The organism is Pseudonocardia sp. MH-G8, assembly GCF_002262885.1.
In the GTDB taxonomy this organism is placed as follows: Bacteria; Actinomycetota; Actinomycetes; order Mycobacteriales; family Pseudonocardiaceae; genus Pseudonocardia.
In genome coordinates, this window is sequence record NZ_NKYF01000003.1 from 372,624 (window position 1) to 390,105 (window position 17,482).

At 73.1% G+C, this 17,482-nt stretch carries 15 protein-coding genes; 6 read left to right on the forward strand and 9 right to left on the reverse strand.

What is annotated here, in order from left to right; all coding sequences use genetic code 11:
* The first annotated feature begins 5 nt into the window (after positions 1-5).
* Positions 6-1,925: a glycosyltransferase gene (locus CFP66_RS11220; RefSeq protein ID WP_094922809.1), complete on the forward strand. Its 1,920-nt coding sequence runs from the start codon at positions 6-8 to the stop codon at positions 1,923-1,925.
* 138 nt (positions 1,926-2,063) lie between these two features.
* On the opposite strand, the gene CFP66_RS11225 is transcribed toward CFP66_RS11220, so the two are convergent.
* On the reverse strand, positions 2,064-4,076 hold the full coding sequence (locus CFP66_RS11225) for a glycosyltransferase (protein ID WP_094922810.1): 2,013 nt from the start codon (positions 4,074-4,076) through the stop codon (positions 2,064-2,066).
* Between the two features lie 365 nt (positions 4,077-4,441).
* On the opposite strand from CFP66_RS11225, the gene CFP66_RS11230 reads away from it, so the two are divergent.
* The gene (locus CFP66_RS11230; protein WP_094922812.1) at positions 4,442-5,614 is read left to right on the forward strand and encodes an MFS transporter; all 1,173 of its coding nucleotides are present in this window, start codon (positions 4,442-4,444) and stop codon (positions 5,612-5,614) included.
* A 19-nt stretch (positions 5,615-5,633) separates the two neighbouring features.
* Here the strand turns inward: CFP66_RS11230 and glf are convergent, their stop codons facing one another.
* Entirely contained in the window at positions 5,634-6,872 is a 1,239-nt protein-coding gene (gene glf / locus CFP66_RS11235; protein ID WP_233159360.1) for a UDP-galactopyranose mutase, read from the reverse strand.
* An 86-nt stretch (positions 6,873-6,958) separates the two neighbouring features.
* On the opposite strand from glf, the gene CFP66_RS11240 reads away from it, so the two are divergent.
* Both CFP66_RS11240 and CFP66_RS11245 read left to right on the forward strand, forming a co-directional pair.
* On the forward strand, positions 6,959-8,920 hold the full coding sequence (locus CFP66_RS11240; protein WP_143517218.1) for a DUF6541 family protein: 1,962 nt from the start codon (positions 6,959-6,961) through the stop codon (positions 8,918-8,920).
* Positions 8,921-9,033: 113 nt separating this feature from the next.
* A complete protein-coding gene (locus CFP66_RS11245) occupies positions 9,034-10,572 on the forward strand; it encodes a hypothetical protein (RefSeq protein ID WP_094922817.1) in 1,539 nt (512 codons plus the stop codon).
* Between the two features lie 139 nt (positions 10,573-10,711).
* On the opposite strand, the gene CFP66_RS11250 is transcribed toward CFP66_RS11245, so the two are convergent.
* Genes CFP66_RS11250 through CFP66_RS49105 form a run of 6 tightly spaced genes read right to left on the reverse strand, consistent with a single transcriptional unit; the run spans position 10,712 to position 16,413 of the window.
* On the reverse strand, positions 10,712-12,388 hold the full coding sequence (locus CFP66_RS11250) for a hypothetical protein (RefSeq protein ID WP_094922819.1): 1,677 nt from the start codon (positions 12,386-12,388) through the stop codon (positions 10,712-10,714).
* Entirely contained in the window at positions 12,385-13,302 is a 918-nt protein-coding gene (locus CFP66_RS11255) for a glycosyltransferase family 2 protein (RefSeq protein WP_233159320.1), read from the reverse strand. The genes CFP66_RS11250 and CFP66_RS11255 overlap by 4 nt, the downstream gene beginning before the upstream one ends.
* A complete protein-coding gene (locus CFP66_RS11260) occupies positions 13,299-13,721 on the reverse strand; it encodes a DUF2304 domain-containing protein (protein ID WP_094922820.1) in 423 nt (140 codons plus the stop codon). Before CFP66_RS11260 ends, CFP66_RS11255 begins: the two co-directional genes overlap by 4 nt.
* 6 nt (positions 13,722-13,727) lie before the next feature.
* Complete coding sequence (locus tag CFP66_RS11265; RefSeq protein WP_233159321.1) at positions 13,728-14,429, reverse strand: glycosyltransferase family 2 protein; 702 nt, start codon at positions 14,427-14,429, stop codon at positions 13,728-13,730.
* Between the two features lie 54 nt (positions 14,430-14,483).
* On the reverse strand, positions 14,484-15,776 hold the full coding sequence (locus CFP66_RS11270; RefSeq protein WP_094922823.1) for a hypothetical protein: 1,293 nt from the start codon (positions 15,774-15,776) through the stop codon (positions 14,484-14,486).
* A 31-nt stretch (positions 15,777-15,807) separates the two neighbouring features.
* Positions 15,808-16,413, reverse strand: coding sequence for a bifunctional 2-polyprenyl-6-hydroxyphenol methylase/3-demethylubiquinol 3-O-methyltransferase UbiG (locus CFP66_RS49105; RefSeq protein ID WP_233159323.1), 606 nt, complete (start codon positions 16,411-16,413; stop codon positions 15,808-15,810).
* A gap of 231 nt (positions 16,414-16,644) precedes the next feature.
* On the opposite strand from CFP66_RS49105, the gene CFP66_RS49110 reads away from it, so the two are divergent.
* Complete coding sequence (locus CFP66_RS49110) at positions 16,645-16,884, forward strand: hypothetical protein (RefSeq protein WP_143517219.1); 240 nt, start codon at positions 16,645-16,647, stop codon at positions 16,882-16,884.
* A complete protein-coding gene (locus CFP66_RS49115; protein WP_158228067.1) occupies positions 16,881-17,198 on the forward strand; it encodes a ribbon-helix-helix protein, CopG family in 318 nt (105 codons plus the stop codon). Before CFP66_RS49110 ends, CFP66_RS49115 begins: the two co-directional genes overlap by 4 nt.
* Before the next feature lie 59 nt (positions 17,199-17,257).
* Here the strand turns inward: CFP66_RS49115 and CFP66_RS11280 are convergent, their stop codons facing one another.
* Entirely contained in the window at positions 17,258-17,476 is a 219-nt protein-coding gene (locus CFP66_RS11280; RefSeq protein WP_094922826.1) for a hypothetical protein, read from the reverse strand.
* Positions 17,477-17,482: the final 6 nt, after the last annotated feature.

A 17,482-nucleotide genomic window follows, 5' to 3' on the forward strand; every position in this document is an offset into this window, starting at 1 on the left:
CCCGCATGCTTCGCACATCGGACAGCACGGATCGGGCGCAGAACCCGCCCGCCGCCCAGCAGCACCCGCAGGCGCGCGACGGCGGCACGCCGGCCCGGTTGCTCGCCCAGCGCGGCTTGTTCTTCGGCCCCACCGCACTCGTGCCCGAGGACCTCTACTCCGCGGTCGAGAAGGGCACCGCCCGGCGCGAGCGCGACCGGGTGACGCTCGCCCCGGGGGCCCGGGTGAGCACCAACAGCTACTTCGGGCGGTTCCACGCCACCTACTGGCAGCGTTGGACCGACGTCGGCGAGGTCGAGGTGTCGGCGGTGGCCGCCGGCTCCGGCCGGATCCGGCTGATGGCGTCGGACACCAACAAGGTGTGGCGCATCGTGGCGTCCTGCGACGTGCGGGACGCGGACGCCACCCCCGTGCGCCTGGTCGGCGCGATCGACCGCTTCGTCGACGGCGGCGGCATGTGGCTCGAGATCACCACCGAGACCGGCGAGCTCACCGTGTCGGACGTGCGCTGGACGGTGGCCGCCACCCGCCCGGTGCCGCCCACGGACGTCGCCATCTGCACGTTCAACCGGGTCGACGACTGCCTGAACACGCTGCAGGCGCTGGCCGACGACCCCGGCGCGCAGGAATGCGTCCGCACGGTCTACGTCGTGGACCAGGGCAGCGACCCGGTCGAGTCGCGCGAGCGGTTCGCCGGGATCGCCGAGGCGCTGGGCGAACGCCTGAGGTACCTGCGCCAGCGCAACCTGGGCGGCGCGGGCGGCTTCACCCGCGGAATGTTCCACGCCACCGAGGGCGCCCCCGAGGAGCACGCCGACGTCCTGTTCATGGACGACGACGTGCTGCTCGAGCCGGAGATCCTCGTGCGGCTCACGGCCTTCGCGGCGAGCACGCGCGAGCCCACCATCGTCGGCGGGCAGATGCTCAACCTGCTGCACCCCGGCCACCTGCACATCTCGGCCGAGTACGCCGACCCCGAGCAGCTCCAGATGGGCCTCAAGGTTCCCGGCGCCCTGCGCGAGGCCTACCTGCTCGGCGAGGACGAGCGGCGGTTGCCCGTCAACCAGGAGCGGCGCGTCGACACCGAGTACAACGGCTGGTGGTCCTGCCTGATCCCGGCAGCGGTCGTGCGCGCCGTCGGCTACCCGCTGCCCCTGTTCCTGCAGTGGGACGACATCGAGTACGGCTACCGGGCCCGCGCCCACGGCTTCCCCACCGTCTCCCTCCCCGGCGCCGGCGTCTGGCACGCCGACTTCGGCTGGAAGGACGGCGACGAGTGGCAGCGCTACTTCACCATCCGCAACGGGCTGATCATGGCGGCGCTGCACAGCGGCTTCTCCGTCCCGAAGCTCACCCGACGGCTCGGCCAGCTGCTGTCGCACCAGTTGGTGGCGATGCAGTACGGGATGTCGGCCACCCTGCTGAAGGCCGTCGAGGACTTCCTGCACGGCCCCGAGGCGCTCTGGGACGGCTCGGCGGGTGCGCTCGCCGAGGTGCGCAAGATCCGGGCGGAGTACCCGGAGACCGTCATGCACCCGATGTCCGAGGCCCAGGGCGACTTCCGGGAGCGGCAGGTGGTCCGGGCGGCCAACGAGCCCGGCTCCGAGACCCTGACCTGGCTGAAGCGCGCCGCGTTCCACCTGGCCGGGCGCGCGGTGCACCGCATCGGGTCCGTGCCGGCCGGGGACGCGCACTGGTGGCACGTCTCCACGTTCGAGCGCGCGATCGTCACGGACATGTCCGAGCAGGGGTTCCGGGTGCGCACCCGCGACAAGCAGACCGCGCTGGAGCTCGCCCGGCGCGCAGCCCACACGTTGCGCCGCTTCGTGCGCGAGGGGCCCGCGGTCGCGGCCCGCTACCGCGCGGAGGCCGGGCGCCTGTCCAGCCGGGAGAACTGGGCGAGGCTGTACGGGATGGACGACTGAGCGACACACGTGCGCTGAAACCCCGACTCGCGGGAGCCAGACCCCGACTCGCGGGAGGCGGGCGCCCGCCTCCCGCGAGTCGGGCATCCCTGCCCGCGAGTCGGGGTGTGGGTGCGCGTGTGTCGCGCGGCCCTGTCGTCAGCGGCGGTCGAAGACCTCGCGCGCCCAGGCCTCCCGGCTGGAGAGCTCCGGCAGCGCGTCGCGGTAGCGCCGCCGCAGTTCCGGCCAGGCCTTCGCGATCTCCCGGCACTGGCCGATCGCGGTCCTGAGCATGGCGCGGAACATCGCCGGGTCGCGACGGCGGAACGTCACGCCTCGCCCGTCGGGGGTCGAGACGGTGGCCGAGTCGAGCCGGGACAGCACGAACCACTGCGCGTTGCGGGCGGGCACGTTGCGCTGCGGCACCGCGTGGTGGGACGGGTCGGGAGCACGCAGGTTGTGCAGCACGCTCTGCGCGAGGCCCTTCACGGTGCCGACCTTGCCCTTCGGCGGCAGCGGGAACAGCTGGGCGGACAGGGCGTCCAGGTCGGACAGCGGCACCTGCGTGGCGGAGTCCAGCGGGCGGCCGTCGTCGTACTCGGCACGCTTGGCACGAACCGCAGCCAGCACCGTGGGCAGCGTCGGGAACAGCCGCTCCGGCCCGTCGAGGAAATCGCGCAGGGCCATCTCCTGCAGCGCCACCGCGGAGTACTCCAGCAGCAACAGGTGGCGCAGCGTGCGCTTGAGCGTGTCGCGCAGCAGCGCCGTGGGGTTCTCGGGGCCGTGCAGCGTGGCCGCGACGAACCGGTTCCGGTAGTGGAAGTAGGCCTGCCAGTCGCTGGTGTCGTCCTTCTCCAGGAACGACATGTGCCAGATCGCGATCCCCGGCACGGTGGCCGTGCGGTAGCCCTTCGCGCGGGCACGCAGGCCGTACTCGGTGTCGTCGCACTTGATGAACAGCGGCAGCGGCATGCCGACGTCTTCGGCCACCGCCCGCGGGATCAGGCACATCCACCAGGCGTTGTAGTCGACGTCGGTGCGCCGGTGCAGCCACGGTGTCTGGCGCAGCGTCTGGTCGGCCAGGTCGTGGTGCGGTTCGGTGCCGGGCGCATTGCGCCACAGCAGCGTGCCGCGGTCGACGACCTCGCCCATCGTCGAGAGCTGCGAGCGCGCCTGCAGCGACAGCATCTGCCCGCCCACGAGCATCGGCTCGCGGGAGTAGCGGGAGAACGCGACGGCGCGCAGCACCGAATCCGGCTCGAGCAGGATGTCGTCGTCCATGTAGAGGATCTGCTCGCAGTCGGTGTGCTCGAGCGCCTCGTACATGATCCGGGCGTAACCACCGGACCCACCGAGGTTCGGCTGGTCGATGATCCGCAGCTTGTCCCCGAGCAGCGCCGCGGCCTGCTCGAAGCCCGGCTCGTCGCGCACCTTCTTCGTGCCCTGGTCGGGCACGATCACCGCGGTGAGCGCCTCCCGCACCAACGGGTCCTCGCCGAGCGCGGTGAGCGTGGCCACGCAGTCGGCGGGACGGTTGAAAGTGGGTGTGCCGACCGTGACCGCGGCCCGGCCGGTCGGCTCGTCGGCGGCGTACCAGCCACCGGCGTGCAGCGTGAGGTCGCCCTCGGCCGTGGTGAGGTCGAACCAGTACCAGCCGCCGTCCTCGAACGGGCGCAGGTCCAGCGCCATGTCGATCTCGTGCCGGCCCGGCCCCTGCAGCACGGCCCCGCGCTCGAAGATCGGCGAGCCGTCGGACTTCGTGCGGTAGACGTCGATCCGGCCGGTGCCCTCCAGCGAGAGCTTCAGGTGCACCTCGGTGAGCCGGCTCCAGCGCCGCCAGTAGGAGGCCGCGAACGCGTTGAAGTAGGCACCGAAGGACACCTCGCTCTGCTCCGGCACCACTGCGGAGGTCCGCGAAGTGGTTCGCAGCCGGCGGGCGCTCACGGCCGAGCCGACGAGCCCGATCTTCGCGGTGGATGCGCTCATGTCCGGGGTGGGCACCGTGCTGAGCCGGATCCCGGTCCGCTCGTCCATGTACAGCGAGCGCACGCTCATGGGATCGCCGGTGCGGGGCAGGATCACCCGCTGCAGCAGGTTGCCACCGTGCGCCTGCGGTTCCGCCCCCGGTCGGGGCGACGGGGACGGACGGGTCGGCGTCTCGGAGATCGTCATCGAGGAGGGGTCCTGTGTCGTCGAGGGCCGGGTCGGCGGGGCGCGCCCGTGCGCGCCCGGTGTCCGAGAGTAGCCACGCCGCACGGGCCCCGTTCCCGGCGGGGCATCGGCGCGTCGTATCGGGCCCGTCCCGCTCGTGATCGTTCTGAGATCAGGGCCCGGCGCACTTCCCGGGGCGGCAAGCACGATCTCGCGCCGATCACGACACCGGAGATCGCCTGCATCCGCCAGGAACACCCTGTTCGGGACGTTCGGTGCGATCTCGGACGATCACGGGGCGGTTGCGGGCGGCGGGTGGTTGACTCCGGGAGGAGCGTCGGGAGGGCACGCGGTGAACGTCGGGAAGGTCGTCCGGGAGCAGGGTCGTGCCTGAGGCCGGCACGCTGCGGCGGCTCGTCGTCCCGGTGCTGCTGCCCGCCGCGGTGTTCGGCGTGGGGCAGGGCGCCGCCGTCCCGGTCGTGGCCCTGCAGGCCAGGGAGCTGGGCGCCTCGGTCGGCGTCGCCGGTCTCGTCGTCGCACTGCTCGGGCTGGGCCAGGTGCTCGGCGACCTCCCGGCGGGGCGCATCGTCGCCCGCATCGGCGAGCGCGCCGCCGTGCTGCTCGGCAGCGCCGTCGGCGCCGTCGGCGTGAGCCTCAGCCTGCTGTCCTGGTCGCCGGTCGTGCTCGGGATCGGCGTCGGCATGTTCGGTGTGGCGAGCGCGGTGTGGGGGCTCGCCCGGCAGGCCTACATCATCGAGACGGTGCCGCTCGCCCAGCGGGCCCGGACGCTGTCGGCCATGGCGGGCCTGTCGCGCCTCGGCACGCTGCTCGGGCCGTTCCTCGGGGCCGCGGTCGTGCTCCTGCTCGGCCCGCGCGGTGGTTTCCTGGTGCAGTTCGTCGCCGTGCTGGTGGCGGCCGCGCTGATGGCCGCGATGCCGGGCATCGACGCCGACCGCCGCGCCGGCGGCCCGACCCGGACGCTGCGCGCGGTGCTCGCCGAGCACCACCGGGTGCTGCGCACGCTCGGCACCGGCGCGCTCCTGATGGGCGCCGCACGCGCCTCCCGCATCGCGGTGCTGCCGCTGTGGGCCGACCACATCGGCCTCGACGCCGCCACCACCAGCCTGCTGTTCGGGGTCGGGGCCGCCGTCGACGTCGCACTGTCCTACCCGGCCGGGAGGTGGATGGACCTGCGCGGCCGCCGCCCCGTCGCCGTCGCGTCGCTGGTGGCGTTCGCCGCGGCCCACGTCGTGCTGCCGTTCGCGGGCGGCGTGGTGGCGCTCGGCGTCGTCGCCGTGCTGATGGGCCTGGCCAACGGCCTGAGCAACGGCGTGATCATGACCCTGGGCGCCGACGCCGCACCGGTGCAGGGGCGCGCCGAGTTCCTGGGCGCCTTCCGGCTATGCCACGACACCGGCATGCTGACCGGCCCCCTGCTGCTCGCCGCCGTCGCGGCCGTCGCCACCCTCGGAGCGGGCTCCGTGGTGCTGGGAGCGGTGTCGGCGCTCGGCGCTGCCGGCATGGCCCGCTGGGTGCCGCGCCGCCCGACGCAACGCTGACCCGACGAGCGTTGCGGCGTCAGTCCTCGGACTCGGTGCCCGACAGGGCGCGGCCGTCCGCCAGGTGGGGCCGCAGGCGGTTGTCGAACATGGTCAGCGCCGAGCCGATCGCCATGTGCATGTCGAGGTACTTGTAGGTACCCAGCCGGCCGCCGAACACGACGTTGGCATTGGCCGTCTCCTTGCGCGCGAGGTCGCGGTAGCGCTGCAGCTTCGCCCGGTTGTCCGGGGTGTTGATCGGGTAGTACGGCTCGTCCCCGGACTCGGCGAACCTCGAGTACTCGCGCACGATCACCGTCTTGTCCGAGCGGTAGTCGCGCTCGGGGTGGAAGTGGCGGAACTCCAGCACCCGCGTGTAGGGCACCTCGGCGTCGTTGTAGTTCACGACGGCGGTGCCCTGGAAGTCGCCGGTCTCGACGACCTCCTGCTCGAAGTCGAGGGTGCGCCAGCCCAGCTCGCCCTCGGAGAAGTCGAAGTAGCGGTCCAGCGGGCCGGTGTAGACGGTGGGCGTGCCGGCCGGGATCTGGTCGCGCACCGCGAAGTAGTCGACGTCGAGCCGCACGTCGATGTTCGGGTGGTCGGCCATCTTCTCGAGCCACGCCGTGTAGCCGTCCACCGGGAGGCCCTCGTACGTGTCGTTGAAGTACCGGTTGTCGAACGTGTAGCGGACCGGGAGCCGGGCGATGATCGACGGATCGAGCTCCGTGGGCTCGGTCTGCCACTGCTTGGTCGTGTACCCCTTGACGAACGCCTCGTAGAGCGGACGGCCGATCAGCGAGACCGCCTTCTCCTCGAGGTTCGCCGCGTCCTTCGTGTCGATCTCGCCGGCCTGCTCGGCGATCAGTGCCCGTGCCTCGTCCGGGGTGTGGGAGCGGCCGAAGAACTGGTTGATCAGCGCGAGGTTCATCGGGAACGCGTAGACCTGGTCACCCACCCGGGCGAAAACGCGGTGCTGGTAGCCCGTGAAGCCGGTGAAGCGGTTGACGTACTCCCAGACCCGCTCGTTCGAGGTGTGGAACAGGTGGGCGCCGTACCGGTGGATCTCGATGCCCGTCTCCGGCTCGACCTCGGAGTAGGCGTTGCCCCCGATGTGCGAGCGCCGCTCGAGCACGAGGACCCGTTTGTCCAGCTCACGAGCGGCCCGCTCGGCCACCGTGAGGCCGAAGAAGCCGGAGCCGACGACGACGAGGTCGTATCCCGCGTAGGTCACGGCCACCGAGGGTAGCGGGGTGGCGGACACGGTCCTGGCGGCCCCCAGCGGGTTCACGGACCTACCACCTCAGACGTGTAGGTTCGCGCCGGTTGCCGGCGACCGGCGACGGCAGCGATCCGGGGGTTCGGGCGGTGGGTGCAGGCGGCCACGTGGTGGCGCTCTACGTGCTCGCACTGTGGATCCCCGGCCTGGTGCTCGCGGCACTCGCCGGGATGCGCGGCTGGACGCTCGCCGCGTTCGCCCCCCTGCTCACCTACGCCGTCGTCGGGCTGTTCGGGCCGCTGTTCGCCGGTATCGGCATCGACTGGTCGCCCACGAGCGCGGGCCTGCTCCTCGTCGTGCTCTGCGCGGCGGCGGTGGCCGCGCGCGTCACCATCCGGTACCGCGCCGGCGAGCCGCCACCGGCCGCGGCGTCGCTGTGGAGCCGGTGGGCCCACGTCGCGGTGGCCGTGTCGCTCGCCGGGATCGTCGTGCTCGGTGGCACCGTCATCTGGACGGGCCTGGGCCACCTGTCCGCGATACCGCAGGACTGGGACGCCGTGTTCCACGCCAACGGCATCCGGTGGATCGCCGAGACCGGCGACAGCAGCCTCGTCGGGATGGGGCAGGTCAACTGGTTCCTGAACGGCGTCGAGGTCTTCTACCCCAACGCCTACCACCTGCTGGCGGCGCTGGTCCTGCGGATCACCGGCGCCGACGTGCCCACCGTGCTCAACGCGCACACGGTGCTGCTGCCCGGCATGGGCGCGCTCGTCGTCGTCGCGCTGGTACACCGGTTCGGCGGCCGGGCCGTGCTCGCCGTCGCCGCGGCGGGCTGCAGCGTCGCCATCACCTTCTTCTACGACATGCTCTGGCGCGGGCCGCTGCTGCCGTTCGTCACCGGCGCCGTGCTGATGCCACTGGCCGCCGTGCTGCTCGTCGACCTGCTCGACGCCCGCGGCCGGCTCCCCCGTGTGCTCATGAACGGGCTGCTGTTCGGGGCGGGGCTGCTCGGCATGATCGCCCTGAACCCGGCCATCCTGTTCACCGCGGCCGTGTTCGCGATGCCCGCCGTCGTCCAGCGGTGGGCGACCTGCCCCCGGCTGCTGCGTCGCGAGCCGCTCGTCGTGCTCGCGGCGGGAGCCGGTGCGGCCGTGCTCGCGCTGCCCCAGCTGCTCGGTTCCCTGGGCAGCGCCTCGGGTGAGCCGCCCTACGACTGGCCGGCCGAGATGACCCAGTCCGAGGCCGTCGGCGAGCTGGTGGCGCTGGCGCACGACGGCCTGCGCCCGCAGTGGTGGCTCGTGGCCGCCGTCGGCGTGGGCCTCGCGCGCTTCGCCCACCTGCGCGGCCTGCGCTGGACGGTGGCGTCCGGCGCCGCGTTCGCCGGCATGTTCGTGGCCGTCGCCTCCTCGGACGCCTTGTGGGTCACCGCCCTGACCCGGCCCTGGTGGAACGACGAGTGGCGCCTGGTCGGCCTGTGCGTCGTCCCGATCGGGGTACTGGCGGGCCACGGGCTCGCCGAGCTCCAGCGGGGTGCGGCCACGGGGATCAGGGCACTCGCCGAGAAGGTCGGCGCGGGCCCTCCCGAACCGGCCCGGCAGGCCGCGTCGATCGTGGCGACCGCACTCGTGTTCGCCCTGTTCTTCGTGGCCAGCAACGAGCTCTACCTGGCGCGCAACGTCGGCCGGATGCAGCTCGCCGCGCCCGACGGACCCGTCGTGTCCTCGCTCGAGGTCGACGCGATGCACGAGCTCGCGAAGGTGGTGCCGCCGGGCGAGCGGGTGCTCAACGACCGCGGTGACGGCTCGGCGTGGATGTACGCGATCGCCGGTGTGCTGCCCATCGCCGGGCACTACAACGCCTCGCAGATCGACGACAGCATCCACCTGCTGAACGCGCGGTTCAACCGCTACCCGGACGAGCGCGAGGTGCGCGCCGCGGTGGACGAGCTCGGCATCCACTACGTGATGCTGGGCCGCGGGTACGTGCGGTCGGACTGGCGGCGCGCCCCCGGGTTCATCGGGCTGGAGAACGCCGACTGGCTGCAGCTCGTCTACCGCAACCGGGACGCGGTGGTCTACCGGATCAGGCCCGATGTGCCGGCCGGGCCGTAGCCGCGGTGCAAGCTAGCGTTGCGCCGGTGTCGGGGCACACGGTGACGGGGACGAGCGCGGCAGGGCTGACGCCCGTGCCGCCCGGCGCGTCCCGATGGCCTTTCCGTGCAGCGGTGGGCGCAGGCGAGGCGGTGGCCGCGGTGGGCGCCGCGGCCGGCTCCGTGCAGCTGAGCCGCTCGGTGGTCGTCGACCCGCTGGACCGCGTCGGGCAGGTCAGCGGCCTCGCCGCGCTCGACCTGCGGTTCGTCGTGCTGGGCCTGGTGGTCGTACTGGCCGCCGTGGCGGCGAGCAGGCACCCGGCGGTGTGGGCGGTGGTGAGCCGGCTCGCGTGCGCGGCCGTGGCCGGGCTCGCCACCGGGCTGGTGGCGGGCGGTGTGCTGCTCGCGCTGCGGGGCACGGACTGGCCGCTGTTCGCCAACTGGGGCGATTCGGGCCAGCTGATCCGCTGGGCCGACGACATCCTCGCCGGCCGTGGCGTCCCGCCCGACTACCCACCCGCCGTGCTGCACGTGATCGCGCGGTGGGCCGAGCTCACGGGTGATTCCACGGCGGGCGCGCTGCGCACCACCCAGGTGGTGAGCACGGCGCTGTTCGGGCCCTTGGCATACCTGTCCTGGCGGCTCGTGCTGGCCCCGGTGTGGGCGCTGGCCGCCACCCTCGTGGCGGCGATGCCGCTGCTCGAGCCGTACAAGCCCTACACCACCGTCGTGCTGGTCGCGCTGGTCCCGGTGCTGATCGCGTTCCTGCGGGTGCTGCGCCGCGCGGGGGCGCTGAGCTGGACGCGGGTGGCGCTGGCCGGCGCCGCGACGGGCGTCGGCCTCGGTGTGCTGTTCTGCCTCTACTCCGGCTGGTTCCTCTGGTCGGCGCCCGGAGCGCTCGTGGCCGTGCTGGTCGTGTTCCCGTGGCGGGCCGCGCCGCTGCGCGGCCTCGCGCTGCTCGGGCTGGCCGCCGCAGGCCTCGTCGCCGTCGCGTGGCCGCACCTGTTCGGGCTGCTGCGCGCCGCCGGCACGGTGCAGGACCGCTACTTCTACTTCGACACCGCCGTCGAGCCCGCCTACATCGCGATGTGGCGCAACGACCTGCCCGGCGACGTCGGACCGTGGCCGCCGCCGGGTGAGCTGGCCGGCGTGGGCCTGTTCACCGTGCTGCTGGTGGTCGGGCTCGGGCTGGCCGTGGCCGTCGCGGGCCGGCGCACCGCGGTGCTCGCGCTCTGCGCGCTGATGGCGGGGGCGTGGCTGATGCGGTTCTGGATCGCCTCGCAGATGTACGCCACGCAGACGGTGCAGCTCTACCCCCGCACGACCGCGCAGATCCTGTTCTGCCTGCTGCTGCTGGCGGTGTTCGCGGCGCTGTACGGCGGGCGGCGGGTGCAGGAGGCGTGGCGCGCGCGGGCCGTGGCGGGCAACGGCAGCGGGCCGCGCCCGGCCGCCGCCACGATCGGCGCGCTGTGCGCCGCGCTGCTGCTCGCACTGTCGATGGGCTCGTCGATCGCCGACCGCTACCTGCCGCGCAACGACGGCTCGGTCGGCCTGCTCGCCCACGTCGCGCAGCACGTGCGGCAGCCCGACGGGAGCTGCCCGGACTACACCGACGGCTCCTGCGCACCGGACCCCGGCTCGCTGCTCAGCGGTGCCTGGCCGCCGGCTCGCTAGCGCGTGGACCCGGCACTCGCGTCGCGTCACCGTAGATGGGGTGGGTCACCGGAGAAGAGAGGCGTGGGCGGGGTGATCGCGGCCAGCCGCCGGTGAACCCCGTGGCCACCGCGCTCATGGATCCGGCCGACGGCGGTCGTCACCCGGGCCGGAGGACCTCCCCACAGGATGCACGCGGTGAGCGCCGGGCGCGCTCGTCGGCGACGGCGGCCGCGGCGGCACGGGTGCGCAGCGCCTCGAGATCGCCGGGCCCGAGCGCGTCGCGGCGCACGTGGTCGGTGACCTCGGCCGCGCTGGTGGTGATCTCCACGTAGTCGGCGGCCACCCGCGGGTCCGCGGTGAGGCCGGTCAGGCGCGACCAGTCGGGGTTCGTCGTGAGGAAGGTCGGGCGCACCTCGTCGAGCAGGTGGTCCCGCAGCCCGGCCATGTCCTGCGCCGCCCAGTAGCCGGCGATCCGCCGATCGGCCAGGCCCGCCATGTCGACGACCCGCAGGTCGCTCACCAGCGCTGCGCCGCCGATGTCCGGCGCCACAAGGGTGGCATCGGGGACGTCGACGACGTCGGCGTAGGAGTTGATGGCGTGGCCGGTGTTCTGCGCGACCAGGCACAGCGGCGCGGTCGGGGCCGCGCGGAACGCCTGGGCGGAATCGGCGAGCGCCAGGCCGGAGACGAGAGCGGCGCCCACCGCGAGCACCGCCGCAACCACCCGCCCGCGCGCAGCCAGGTGCGGTGCGACCAGTGCCGCCGCCGCGACGCCCGCGAGCCCGCCCAACGGCCAGACGGGTGTGGCGAACCGCAACTGCTCCATCCAGTCCGGCTCCAGCACGCCGAACGCCACCACCGCGAGCGCGAGCGGCACGAGCAGCGCCACGAACGCCCGGTGCCCCTGCCGTGCCACCACGGCGCCGACGGCGGCCACCGCGAGCATTGCCGCGGGCCACCCGACGTAGGACACGAGCTCGACGGGCCGCATCGCGGCAGCCACTCCCGGCAGGCCCTGCGACTTGGCGATCGCGGTGTTGGGCAGGTACTCGCCGAACGTCGCCAGCCGCCACGCCAGGTACGCCCCGACGGGCACCGCGAACACGAGCACGCTCAGCGCGACCGCCCGCGCGGCCCGGGTGAGGTCGGCACGGCGCAGCAGCAGGAGCACCACGAGCGGGAGGGCCGCCACGTACACGAGACCGTCCGGGCGCGTCAGCGCGGCCAGCGCGGCGAGCAGCCCGCACCACAGCGCCGTCCGTGGCGCGTACAGCCGGTCCTCGACGACCGCACGCACGAGCACCGCGGCGAGACCGGTCACCGCGCACGCCAGCAGCGCGTTCTCCAGGCCCGACACCGTCCAGATCACGAACGACGGCACCGCCGCCGTGACCAGGCCGGCCGCGATCGTCACCGCTGCCGGACGGCGGGTCAGCGCCGAGGCGGCCGCGTAGCAGGAGGCGAACACGCCGGCGACCAGCACGAGCGCCAGCAGCTTCGGGAAGGCGACGTAGTCGGGCACCCCGAACCAGCTACCGCGGTCGAACAGGCCGAGCAGGCGGCCGAGTACGAGCAGCGCGAGCCACGCCGGGTTCGAGTAGGCCTCGACCGGGTCGGCGCCGGGCTGCAGGACCGGGCCCTCGCCGGTGGCGATCGAGCGCGCGTAGGCGAAGGTGATGGCCGCGTCGTCCACGATCCAGCGGCCGTAGAGCAGAGCGTGGACGCCGACGGCCGCCGTGGGCACCGCCACGGCGACGAGCGCACCGGGCGACCGCAGCGGCGCCGCTGGTCCGTCGGTGGCGCCCGCGGCAGGACGCGCCACGGCCCGGGTCACGCGCCGAAGGCGTGCCGGGCCAGCGTGCGCAGTCCGCCGCCGCCCCGGCGGGCGGCGGCGGGCAGCCGCGTCAACGCGTTGATGCGCGACGAAAGGTGCCGCCGGGCCGTACGCGCCGCCCGGGGCCAGCCCCGCACCGCCATCCGGTCGGCCGTCTCGACGAAGAACGCCCGTTCCTCGGAGAAGCGCCTGCCGTCGGCGGCATGGGCCGACGACACCGATGCCCCGTGGCGCCGGTAGCGGAAGCAGACCTCGGGCTGCACGAGCAGCGACTCGCCGTCGAGGACGAGGTCGAGCACGAGCGCGAGGTCCTGCACCACGTCGACGCCCTCGCGGAAGCCGGCGCGGCGCAGCGGGCCGGATCGCCAGCAGATCGAGGGGAAGTACAGCCAGTTGCCGCGCAGCAGGCTCACCGCGAGCTCCTCGCCCGCGAGCACGGTGGGCTCCGAGACCCGCGGTGCGTAGACCCAGCGCTTGCTCAGGTCCACCAGCGTGCGGGCCGGCATCCCGTGGGAATCGACCACCTCGACGCCGGGCTGGACGATCGCGATCTCCGGGTGCGCCGCGTGGGCCCGCCGGACGGCGCCGACGTAACCCGGCAGCATCAGGTCGTCGTTGCCGATGATCACGGCGAGGTCGTGTTCCACCAGGTCGACGCACTGCTGGAAGTTGCGGTTGATGCCCAGGTTGCGGGGGTTGCGGTGGTAGCGCACCCGCTCGTCGCCGAGCTCGTCGCACCACTTCGCCAAAGCGTCGTCGGCGAGCTCGCCGGAGTCGTCGACGACCGTGAGCCGCCACTGCGGATCGTCCTGCGCGAGCACGCTGCGCACGGTCTCCTGCACGAGGTCCAGCCGCCCGTAGTGGGGCAGCATGATGTCGACCGTGACATCCGGAGCGACGCCGCCGGCCGTCACCGCGCGCCGTCCTCGGACGCCACGGGGGCGCGTTCGCCGTCCCCGGTGGCGACGCTGACCACCTGGGCCGAGTGCAGGCCGCGCTCGCGGTTGATCAGCTCCGCCTCCCGGATGGCGACGGTGCGCGCCAGCTCGGTGTAGCGGCGGTCGACCACGCGGAAGCGCTGGTACATGCTGAACATGCCGGCCATGAACGCCACGACCAGCGCGTAGAGCACGAGGTCGGTGCCCCGGCCGACGCCGAGGAAGTGCGCGATCACCGAGAGGTCGTTCGGCCGCATCACCGCGTACACGTTCGCCAGCGCGAACAGGACGAGCCCGATCCGCTTGCTGGCCTGCACGTACACCGCGTTGGAGCTGCGGACGAAGACGTAGAGGATGACCAGGACCGCGATGACGAGGATGAACTGGATGAGCACGGCGGGTCAGCCTCCCCTGTGGCGGACGGACAGGTCGAAGAGGATGTTGACGCCGTTCAGCAGCGACTGGCCCTTGCTGCGGGAGTACTCGGTGTATCGGATCGACACCGGGATCTCGCGGACCCGCCACCGGGAACGACCGAGGTAGGACACGATCTCCGAGGCGTGCGCCATGCCGTTCATGCTGATCTGCAGCTGGTCGGCCACGGGCCGGGTGAGCACGCGCAGGCCGTTGTGCGCGTCGGTGAGCCGCAGCTTGCGCCCCGCGGGGCTGAGCAGCACCGCCACGCGCAGCACGACGCGCTTGAGCAGCGGCACCGAGGCGGCGTGGTCGGCGAACCTGGTGCCGAGCACCACGTCGGCCTGCCCGGAGCGGGCCACCTCGAGCATCGCGGCGGCATCCTCGAGCCGGTGCTGCCCGTCGGCGTCGTAGGTGACGAAGTACTGGGCTCCCGGCTGCACCCGGGCGTAGGACAGGCCGGTCTGGAGCGCGGCGCCCTGGCCGAGGTTCACCGGGTGCCGCACGAGGTGCGCGCCGGTGCGCAGCACGACCTCCGCGGAGCCGTCGCCGCTGCCGTCGTCGACGCACACGACGTTCGGGAAGACCTCGAGGACCTGCCGGATCACCGACTCCAGCACCGGCGCCTCGTTGAAGACGGGGATCACGACCCAGACGTCGTCGTTGCGTCGGCCGTGGGCGGTGGTCACACCGTCCTCCTCCTCGTCGCGTGCTTCAGGTGATCCGGGCATGGCCGCGTCAACCTACCGGCGGCCGGCCGCGGGGGACGCACCCACACCCGCCCGCACCGCGCGCAGCGCCCGCAGGACCCCGACGAGGAGCACCGCGAGCACCACCAGTGGCCCGACGAGCTGCGCGAGCAGCGCGGCCTGGATCGCCTCCGGTCCCCCCACCAGTACCACCAGGAACACGACCGCACCCACGATCCACCCGGTCGTGACCGTGCGCTGCCGGCCCAGCGCGAGCAGCGTGGGCTGCACCACCAGCGCGAGCATCATCACCAGCGTGGCCGTCCCGAGCATGGCGAGCGTCGCCACGGACGGGCGGTGTGCGGTGTTGAACAGGAAATCGGCCGCCCACGGCCCGAGCCAGACGCACCCGGCCACGCCGAGCAGCCCCAGCCCGGCCACCAGCGCGAGCGCCTGCCAGAGCCGGCGCGTCAGCTCCCCGTACCGGCCCTGCGTGGCGGCCCGCGTGACGTGGGGCAACAACACCGCCTGCACCGGGGCGAACAGGAACAGCGGCACCCGTGCCAGCACGAACGTGGACGCGAAGACGGCGGCGGACACCAGGTCGTCGGGCGAGCGGTAGGTCACGACGACCGGGGCGAGGTTGGCCAGCAACTGGCTGAGCGCGATGGCCCCCACCAGGTAGAGCAGCGACCGGCCCATGCCCTCGGGAGGGCTCGCCGCTTCTGCGGGCATCGGGAGCCGCAGCGTGGCCACCACGCTCAAGGCCGCGATCGCCGACCCCACCGCGAAGGCGAACCCGTACGCGGACGGCCACTCCAGCGCGAGCGCCAGCAGCACCAGGCACGGCAGCAGCCGCACCGCACCTTCGACGTAGAGCGTGCGCGCGTAGGGCGCGAACCGCTGCTGCCCACCGAGCAGCCCGCGCGCCCAGTACACCGCGCCCGATCCGGCGATGGCGACGAGCAGCGCCGCCAGCAGACCCGTCCGCCATTCGAGCACCCGGCCCAGCACCAGCGGCCACGCCACGAGGACGATGGCGACGAGCGCGCCGAACGACCAGAGCGCGAGCACCCCGGCGCGGCGGGCGATCGGTCGCAGCGGCTCCCCGCGGGCGGCGGCGGCGCTGACGGCGCGGCTCGTCTCCTGCTCCAGCGCCGCGAAGATCCCGGGACCGATGATGTTCACGAGCATGTACAGCGACACGAGCGCGTTGAGCGCACCCGCATCGACCGGGCCCTCGAACACGTGCCCGACGACCGCGACGAACGCGTAGCCGGCCGCACCGAGCACCCCGAGCCCCGCGGCGAGGTGCGCCGCGGTGCCGAGACGGCCTGCGGGGTTCACGTGCCCACGGTAGAGCCCGCGCCGATGCCGCTCAGTTCCGGGCGAGGGTGACGAACTCGTTGTACGGGAAGACCCGGCCCACTGGCCGCGGGAACGGGAAGGAGTACTGCCGCGCCACCGTCAGCCCCACGGTCTCGCACAGGGCCGCGACCTCGGCGAACCCGCAGAAGCGGACGTGCGTGGCGTCGGTGGTGTAGCCCTTCTCCTGCGGCGTGATCAGCACGGCCTTGCCGCCCTTGCGCACGAACGGCAGGTAGGTGCGCAGCAGCCCGACCGCGTCCTCCTCCGTCATGTGTTCGACGACGTGCGCGGCCAGCAGGCTGTCGAAGGAACCCTCACGGGCCTGCGCTCCCTGGAGGAACTCGGCGCTCGTGTACGCCTCCAGCCCGCGTTCCCGGGCCATCGCCACGGAGGACGCGTTGTGGTCGACCCCGACGCCGTCCCCGCCGAGGTGGGCGAGGTTGCGCCCCAGCCCGCACCCGATGTCGAGCGTGCGGCCCAGGTGGAGACGACGGATGTTCCAGCGGTACGGCGCCTGCACGTCCAGCCACTGCTTCCACCGGGCCTGCTCCAGGGTCTTCAGGCGTTCGGCGTAGTCCGGGGCATCGGTGCCGGGTCGCCCTTCTGGTTCCGTCACGGTTGCCAGTGTGACTGTCGCGGACGCCGCTCGCGATGCCGCCCCCACATGGAGCAGCACGGACGGGGTCACCAGCACCGCACACCGACTCCTGCGCTCACGCACCGACTGCAGTCGGTGTGCCGGCACCACGATCGGTGTGGCAGTGGGGTGATGAGGAACGTCGAGGGGCACCAGGCCCGCGAGACGCGCGCCGGGACGCTGCCAAATATTGTGTGACACAATTGCCCGGTGCTGCCGATCCGGTTCACTCGCTCCGCCCGCAAGCACCGGATCGGTCGCGCGCACGCCGAGCACGTCATCAGGACCATCCCTTACACCCGCTATCCAGCGACCGAAGACCTCGATCCTCGGGTGGAGTGGATCGGGCCCGACGACCGTGGCATCGAACTGGAGATCATCGCCGTGGAACTGCCGGACATATGGCTGGTCATCCACGTCATGCCCACCGCGTTGAGGAGGAACCGATGAGCCGCGATCCCGAGGAGCGTGAGGTCCCCGAGATCCTCGACCAGGAGGTCGATCTCGACCGCGAGGACGTGCGGGACAGCCGGGGCCGGCGACTCGACACCGATTACGTCGAGCGTGCCGTCGCCGACGTGCGCAGTCGGCGCGGCCGCCCCTCGCTATCGGAGGGAGCAACCGGCGAACCGTCCCCGCACGTCTCGTTCCGGGTTCCGGAGCAGACCCGCCGCCGCCTCGACGAGGTCGCCCGCGCCGAGGGGCGCCCGGCATCCGAGATCGCCCGCGAGGCCCTGGACCGCTACCTCAGCGGGCACGCGTAGGTCGTCTGACCTGCCCGGCCGCAGCGCACGAGCGCCCTTTCCGAACCCGCGCAGAGCGCTCACGTCGATCTCAAGCGCGATTCTTCGGCGAGCGCCTGTGCCTGGATCGCGTACCAATGGATCTGGCACGGCCAGCGCTGCCGGACGGCATGGGCGCCGGTGAAGCACACGCTGCATCGGCCGGAGCCGTCGTCGACGTGCCGGGAGAGGAGCCGGACGGCCATCCCTGGTTGCTGGGCGAAGGCCTGGGCGAGAGCCTGGATCAGGGCTGCGGACACGTTGCG